General features: G+C 58.8%; 5 protein-coding genes and 2 pseudogenes. 5 read left to right on the top strand and 2 right to left on the bottom strand.

The features are described from left to right. Window positions 1–90: pseudogene (locus ACIP1X_RS27235) on the bottom strand (hypothetical protein); the annotation flags it as partial. A 3-nt stretch (window positions 91–93) separates the two neighbouring features. Between ACIP1X_RS27235 and ACIP1X_RS27230 the strand changes: the two are divergent. The 3 genes and pseudogenes from ACIP1X_RS27230 to ACIP1X_RS27220 form a co-directional block, all read left to right on the top strand. Further along, window positions 94–525 (top strand): annotated as a pseudogene (locus ACIP1X_RS27230) (TOBE domain-containing protein); the annotation flags it as partial. A gap of 227 nt (window positions 526–752) precedes the next feature. Beyond that, complete coding sequence (locus ACIP1X_RS27225; protein WP_053123015.1) at window positions 753–2102, top strand: carbohydrate porin; 1350 nt, start codon at window positions 753–755, stop codon at window positions 2100–2102. 311 nt (window positions 2103–2413) lie between these two features. Next, window positions 2414–3268: a D-hexose-6-phosphate mutarotase gene (locus ACIP1X_RS27220; RefSeq protein WP_400755821.1), complete on the top strand. Its 855-nt coding sequence runs from the start codon at window positions 2414–2416 to the stop codon at window positions 3266–3268. 151 nt (window positions 3269–3419) lie between these two features. Here ACIP1X_RS27220 and ACIP1X_RS27215 read toward each other — a convergent pair whose 3' ends face one another. After that, window positions 3420–4280: a MurR/RpiR family transcriptional regulator gene (locus ACIP1X_RS27215; protein ID WP_171057240.1), complete on the bottom strand. Its 861-nt coding sequence runs from the start codon at window positions 4278–4280 to the stop codon at window positions 3420–3422. A gap of 226 nt (window positions 4281–4506) precedes the next feature. Here ACIP1X_RS27215 and zwf point away from each other — a divergent pair, with 226 nt between their 5' ends. Together zwf and pgl are read left to right on the top strand one after the other, a co-directional pair. Continuing rightward, complete coding sequence (zwf, locus tag ACIP1X_RS27210) at window positions 4507–5973, top strand: glucose-6-phosphate dehydrogenase (protein ID WP_053123011.1); 1467 nt, start codon at window positions 4507–4509, stop codon at window positions 5971–5973. Further along, window positions 5960–6673 carry a 6-phosphogluconolactonase gene (gene pgl / locus ACIP1X_RS27205; protein ID WP_212543880.1) on the top strand — a complete coding sequence of 238 codons (714 nt, stop codon included), beginning with the start codon at window positions 5960–5962 and terminating at the stop codon, window positions 6671–6673. Before zwf ends, pgl begins: the two co-directional genes overlap by 14 nt. Window positions 6674–6683 lie beyond the last annotated feature (10 nt).

Here is a 6683-nt window from a genome sequence, read left to right as displayed (position 1 = left end):
CGGGCGGATGTTGGAGTAGTACTCGTTTTCGATCTGCAGGATGTTGGTGTTGAGCTGCACCCACTCACCATCCTTGTGCGTGCCGACTTCAACATTCCGCTGCGCCTGCAACGCAAGGACGGTCGTCTGCTGGCGCTGCTCGACAGCGGCCAGGCCCGTTGCGAATTGCCGATGAGCATGCAGGACGCCGGCCTTGAAGATCGCGAAGTGATCCTCGGCCTGCGCCCGGAGCAGATCGTTCTGTCGAACGGCGAGGGCAATGGCCTGCCCAGCATTCGTGCCGAAGTGCAGGTCACCGAGCCGACCGGCCCGGACACGTTGGTGTTCGTCAATTTGAATGAAACCAAAGTCTGCTGCCGTCTGGCGCCGGACGTGGCACCGCAAGTGGGCGAAAGCCTGACGCTGCAATTCGATCCGTCGAAAGTGTTGTTGTTTGATGCCAACACCGGCGAGCGCCTCGGCACTGCCGGTCAACCACAGACCGATGCGCGGTCTGCGAACGTCGCCCAATTCAAAGGCCGCTGAAATTTGATGTAGGAGAGGGCTTTTGTGGCGAGGGGATTTATCCCCGTTGGGTCGCGCAGCGGCCCCAAAAAGCTAGGTCTGCTGCGCAGCCCAACGGGGATAAATCCCCTCGCCACAGGGCCCGCTCCCACAAGGGGAAACGCGGTGCCCGGCCTGTCGAGCATCGCAATTTAAGTAAACCGCGTTAGATAAAAACAGTTAATAACAATAAAGACGAGGATGTAGGGATGAAAAAGAAACACGTCAATGCCCGGTTGATCTGCCAAGTATCAGCTGCGGCGGCATTGGTGCTGGCCGGTAACGCCATGGCGGCGGATGCCTTCAGCTCCGATTCGAAATGGATGACGGGCGACTGGGGTGGCGAGCGTACCAAGCTGATCGAGCAGGGTATCGACATCAAGGCTGACTACGTTGGGGAAGTCGGTGGCAACCTGAACGGTGGCTACAACGACGACAAGACTGCGCGTTACGCTGACCAGTTCGGTCTGGGCGTGGCACTCGATCTGCAAAAGCTGTGGGGCTGGGATAACACTCAGGCCAAGATCCAGCTGACCAACCGTAACGGTTACAACATCTCCAACGACCGTGTTGGCGATCCGCGTGCCGGCACCCTGAGCTCCTCGCAGGAAGTTTACGGTCGTGGCCACATGGTGCGTCTGACCCAATTGTGGATTCAGCACCAGTTCTTCGACAACAAGCTCGACGTCAAGGCCGGTTACTTCGGTGAAGGCGAAGACTTCAATACCTTCCCGTGCGACTTCCAGAACCTGGCGTTCTGCGGTTCCCAAGTGGGTAACTGGGCCACCAACATCTGGTACAACTGGCCCGTCAGCCAGGCCGCGATCCGCGTGAAGTACAACATCAACGACGAGCTCTACGCGCAAATCGGTGCTTACAACCAGAACCCGTCGCAGCTGGAACACGGCAACGGCTTCAAACTCAGCGGCAGTGGTACCAAAGGGACTGTTTTGCCGGTTGAATTGGTCTGGTCGCCGAAGGTCAACAGCCTGCCGGGCGAATACCGCGTCGGTTACTACAAGAGCACGGCCGATGCCGACGACGTTCGTGAAGACGTCAACGGTTTCGACGCGGCTACCACGGGCGACGCGTATAAAACCCACAGCAGCAAAAGCGGCTACTGGTTTGTGGCGCAACAGCAACTCACCAGCCACAACGGTGATGCTTCTCGCGGTCTGAACATCGCGGCCAACGCCACGTTCCACGACAAAGACACCAACTTCATCGACAACTACCAGTCGGTGATGTTTGTCTACAAAGGCCCGTTCGACGCACGTCCGAAGGATGACGTCGGTATCGGCGCGGCACGTATTCACGTCAACGATGACGTGAAGAAAAACGCCGAGCTGCTCAACGTTTCCAACGGTGTGTCGGATTACGACAATCCGGTGTTCTCGCCGATTCGTGAAACCGAATACAACTACGAAATCAACTACGGCTTCCACGTAACAAACTGGCTGACCGTACGTCCTAACTTGCAGTACATCACTCACCCGGGCGGTGTGGATGATGTGGACAACGCATTGGTCGCTGGCCTGAAAATTCAGTCTACGTTCTAACGCGTCTGCGATAAGCTCCTCTCTATGTGCGCATATTTGCGGACAGCCAAGGCTGTCCGCTTTTTTTTGTGACACAGGTAAACAATGTTTGTGTCGTACAAATTTGTGGTGAGGGGATTTAGCGAAACGTCGCACCGCCCCGATGGGCAGCGAAGCGGCCCCAAATCCGATAAGCACAATCTGGCTGATACACCTCGGTGAATGGTTTTAGGGCCGCTTCGCGACCCAACGGGGATAAATCCCCTCGCCACAAAGTGCTATGCAAGGCTTTGGATTGATAAGTACCCCCATGATTTTCAGGACCGTGGCCCATGCATGAGCATCCGCTACAACGCTTCTTCAAATCCCTGCGCGAACAGCCGATATTCGCTTGGGAGCGCTATCAGATGCGCGACGTGTTGGTGATCGATCACCCGCTGTGTCAGGCGGTGTTCAGTCGTCAGGGCGCGCAGTTGCTGCACTTTCAGCCGCGCGGGCAAAAACCGTGGTTGTGGTGTGCGGCGAAGTGGCCGCATGTCGGGGCGATCCGTGGGGGTGTGCCGGTTTGTTGGCCGTGGTATGGCCGTCATCCGAGCGAGAACGCTTGGCCGTCGCATGGCTGGGCGCGTTTGCTCGACTGGAAATTACTCGACAGCAGCACCGCCGACGACGGCGTGCGTTTGCACTGGCAATTGCAACTGTGCGACTGGCAGGTTGACCTGCACGCGCACCTTGGCGAACGCATGGATCTGCGCCTGAGCACCGAGCATCAGGATGATATGCCGTGCCAGTTGAGCCAGGCTTTGCACGCTTACTGGCGTATTGGCGATGTCGGTGAGATAGCGCTGTCTGGGCTCGAAGGGGCGCAGGGTTACGACCAGTTGAGCCGCCAGAGTTGTCAGCAGGAAGGCGAGTTGCGCGTGGATGGCGGGTGTCAGCGCGTGTTCCAGCATGACGGCGAATTGCAGCTGAAAGATCATGCCTGGCAGCGCGAGTTGTGCATTGATACCGGCGACAGTGCCGACACGGTGGTCTGGCATCCCGGGGCGCGGCCATTATTGGGCGTGACGTGGGATGAGATTTCGGAGTTTGTCTGTGTTGAAGCGGCGGCGGGCGGGACGGACAGCCTGCACCTGGCGCCGGGGGAGAAGGCGCATTTGAGTTTGCAGGCGTGGGCGGCGGCTTGATGATCGTTCCCACGCTCTGCGTGGTAATTCCTCAAGGGACGCTCCGCGTCCAGTGACGCGGAGCGTCACGGGCTGCATTCCCACGCAGAGCGTGGGAACGATCAACCCCTGTAGGAACTGCCGAAGGCTGCGATCTTTTACGCGAAGCGTCCTAATTAAATTCATCCCCCACCGGATACCGGCTGGCATTCAAGCTCTCTTTGATCTTGCGCAGATGCGGCTGGAAATCCACCCCGCGCCGCAAGGTCATCCCGGTCGCCAACACATCCAGCACGGTCAACTGAATGATCCGCGAAGTCATCGGCATATAGATGTCGGTGTCTTCCGGCAGCGGAATATTCAGGCTCAACGTACTGGCCTTGGCCAGCGGCGAATTCTCCGCCGTCAAACCCAACACCGAAGCCCCGTTCTCGCGAGCAATGCGCGCCACTTCCACCAGTTCACGGGTGCGCCCGGTGTAGGAAATGATCACGAACAGCTCACCGGTGTGCGCCACCGAAGCAATCATCCGCTGCATCAGTACATCGGCGTGCGCGGTAACCGCCAGGTTGAAGCGGAAAAACTTGTGCTGCGCATCCAGCGCCACCGGTGCCGAAGCGCCGAGACCAAAGAAGTGGATCTGCCGTGCCTGAATCAACAGGTCAACGGCGCGGCTGATCAGGTTCGGATCCAGCGCCTGACAAGCGCTGTCCAGCGAGGCGATGGCGCTGCCGAAAATCTTTTGCGTGTAAGCCTCGGGATTGTCATCAGCCTCGACCGCGCGGCTGACGTACGCCGCGCCACTGGCCAGGCTCTGCGCCAATTGCAGCTTGAGTTCCGGGTAGCCGCTGACGCCGAACGAACGGCAGAAACGGTTGACCGTCGGTTCGCTCACCGACGCGGCCTGGGCGAGGGCGGCGATGCTGAAGCGGGTGGCCTGCTGTGGGTTGAGCAGGATCACCTCGGCGACTTTGCGTTCGGCCTTGTTCAGGTCTTCAAGGCGACTCTGGATCTGTTCCAGTAAATTTCGCACGCGGTCCATATGGAATTCCTAATTCACCAGCGCAAAGGTGCGCTGATCTATGCAAATTGGGCCTTTGATGTGGCCCGTCACGGTGGCCTATCCTACTGATGGCTCCGACCGACCACCACTCGGAATCTGTATTTTGCGAAAATGTTGTGGTTATTACTACATTTTCCCTTGAGTGATGCCTTGAAAAAAGGTATTTGTAGCTTAACTTGATAAAAGAACAAACATCATGCCTTCGATTACGGTTGAACCGTGCACCTTTGCCTTGTTCGGCGCTCTCGGCGATCTGGCCCTGCGCAAGCTGTTTCCTGCCCTGTATCACCTGGATGGCGCCGATCTGTTGCACGAGGACACGCGCATCATCGCGTTGGCCCGTGAAGACGGCACCGAGCAGCAGCACCTGGCGTTCATCGCCGCCGAACTGCGCCGCTATGTCGGCAAAGAGCTGGACGAAGCCGTGGCCGAGCGCTTTCTTGCACGCCTGAGCTACCTGCACGTCGACTTCCTCAAGGCTGAAGACTATGTCGCGCTAGCCGAACAGGCCGGCAGCACGCAACGCATGATTGCTTACTTCGCCACACCGGCAGCGGTGTACGGCGCGATCTGCGAGAACCTGGCGAGCGTCGGTCTGGCGGAAAACACCCGCGTGGTGCTGGAAAAACCGATCGGCTCCGACCTCGAATCGTCGCGCAAGGTTAACGATGCCGTGGCGCAGTTCTTCCCGGAGAACCGCACCTACCGCATCGACCACTATCTGGGCAAAGAAACCGTTCAGAACCTGATCGCCCTGCGTTTCGCCAACAGCCTGTTCGAAACCCAGTGGAACCAGAATTACATCTCCCACGTGGAAATCACCGTGGCCGAGAAGGTTGGCATCGAAGGCCGTTGGGGCTACTTCGACAAGGCCGGCCAGCTGCGCGACATGATCCAGAATCACCTGTTGCAGTTGCTCTGCCTGATCGCCATGGATCCGCCGGCCGACTTGTCTGCCGACAGCATTCGTGACGAAAAAGTAAAAGTGCTCAAGGCGCTGGCGCCGATCAGTCCGGAAGGCCTGACCACGCAAGTGGTGCGCGGCCAGTACATCGCCGGCCACAGCGAAGGCAAATCCGTCCCGGGTTACCTCGAAGAACCAAATTCCAACACCCAGAGCGACACCGAAACCTTCGTCGCTTTGCGTGCCGACATCCGCAACTGGCGCTGGGCCGGCGTGCCGTTCTACCTGCGCACCGGCAAGCGTATGCCGCAGAAGTTGTCGCAGATCGTTATCCACTTCAAGGAACCGTCGCACTACATTTTCGCCCCCGAGCAGCGCTTGCAGATCAGTAACAAACTGATCATCCGCCTGCAACCGGACGAAGGCATTTCCTTGCGCGTGATGACCAAAGAGCAGGGCCTGGACAAAGGCATGCAACTGCGCAGCGGGCCGCTGCAACTGAATTTCTCCGACACTTGGCGTAGCGCGCGGATCCCCGATGCCTACGAGCGGTTGTTGCTGGAAGTGATGAATGGCAATCAGAACCTGTTTGTCCGTAAAGATGAAATCGAAGCCGCGTGGAAATGGTGTGACCAGTTGATCGCCGGTTGGAAAAAATCCGGTGACGCGCCCAAGCCGTACGCGGCCGGGTCGTGGGGGCCGATGAGCTCCATTGCATTGATCACGCGGGATGGGAGGTCGTGGTATGGCGATATCTAATGTGCAACTGCCTGCGGGCGTAAACGCTCACGAATTCAAGAGCCCGGTGCTGTTGGCTGAAGGTCTGGCGCTGAATGTCGCCAAGCAATTGAGCGAGGCCATTGCGGCACGCGGCAACGCGGTGCTGGTGGTGTCGGGCGGTCGTAGCCCGGTGGCGTTTTTCCAGCACCTGGCCAAACAGGAACTGGACTGGTCGAAGGTCGTTGTGACCCTCGCCGACGAGCGCTGGGTACCGGTTGAACATGCCGACAGCAATGCCGGTCTGCTCAAGCAATACCTGCTCAAAGGCCCGGCGGCAAAAGCGCAGTTCCTCAGCCTGTATAGCGCTGCAGCGAATGTCGAGCAGGCTGCTGAACAGGCTGATCGCTTGCTCGCTGAACTGCCGCCGATTGACGTGCTGGTGTTGGGCATGGGCGATGACGGTCACACCGCGTCGCTGTTCCCGAACAGTCCGAACCTGGCCGAAGCGCTGCAAGCCGATGGCACCCGCCGTTGCTGGCCGATGCTGGCGCCGAGCGTGCCGCGTCAGCGCCTGACCATGAGCCGTGCGCTGCTGGCTTCGGCGAAACACAAGATTCTGTCGATTTCCGGTCAGTCGAAACTGACCACCCTGAATGCCGCGCTGGCATCCGATGACGTCGCCGCCATGCCGGTGCGCGCGTTTCTGCAACCTACGTTAGAGATTTACTGGTGCCCATGAGCCAAGGAAC

This window comes from Pseudomonas sp. NPDC088885 (assembly GCF_044750025.1).
Taxonomy (GTDB): Bacteria; Pseudomonadota; Gammaproteobacteria; order Pseudomonadales; family Pseudomonadaceae; genus Aquipseudomonas; species Aquipseudomonas rustica.
This window is presented reverse-complemented; position numbering and strand designations above follow the sequence as displayed.

Bases quoted from the DNA above. Each gene is read 5' to 3' on its own strand.
- pgl (WP_212543880.1), top strand. From the start codon at position 5,960: ATGGCGATATCTAATGTGCAACTGCCTGCGGGCGTAAACGCTCACGAA.
- zwf (WP_053123011.1), top strand. From the start codon at position 4,507: ATGCCTTCGATTACGGTTGAACCGTGCACCTTTGCCTTGTTCGGCGCT.
- ACIP1X_RS27225 (WP_053123015.1), top strand. From the start codon at position 753: ATGAAAAAGAAACACGTCAATGCCCGGTTGATCTGCCAAGTATCAGCT.
- ACIP1X_RS27220 (WP_400755821.1), top strand. From the start codon at position 2,414: ATGCATGAGCATCCGCTACAACGCTTCTTCAAATCCCTGCGCGAACAG.